Here is a 393-nt window from a genome sequence, read left to right as displayed (position 1 = left end):
ACCCACCGGGTGCTCAACGGTCAACGGGTGCCGTACAGCACCACGGTCTTGCCACGGGCATGCAGCAGGCCGTCGGTCTGCAGCTTCTTCAGCACGCGGCCGGCCATTTCCCGCGAGCAGCCGACCAGGCGTGCCAGCTCCTGGCGGGAGACGCGCAGCTGGCTGCCCTGCGGATGGCTCATCGCCTCCGGTTCCTGCGCCAGGTCGTGCAGGGTGCGCACGATCCGGTCGGTAACGTCCAGGAATGCCAGGCGGCTGGCCTTGCGGCTGGTGTCGAGCAGGCGCTTGGAGATCTGCTGGCCCAGCGCGTACAGCAGGCGCGGGGCGTCGGCCGACAGCGGGCCGAGGAACAGCTGATGCAGGCGCTCGTAGCTGATTTCAGCCAGCTCGCAG

1 protein-coding gene is annotated in these 393 nt (G+C 69.2%); it reads right to left on the bottom strand.

Features of this window, described 5'->3' with window-relative positions:
- Window positions 1-20: 20 nt before the first annotated feature.
- The coding region (locus D7X55_RS47350) for a helix-turn-helix domain-containing protein (RefSeq protein WP_158626519.1) at window positions 21-393 on the bottom strand (373 nt) is incomplete at its 5' end.

This window comes from Corallococcus sp. AB049A (assembly GCF_003668885.1).
Classification (GTDB): Bacteria; Myxococcota; Myxococcia; order Myxococcales; family Myxococcaceae; genus Corallococcus; species Corallococcus interemptor.
Note: the sequence above shows the minus strand (reverse complement) of the source record. Positions and strands in the feature narration are given on the sequence as shown.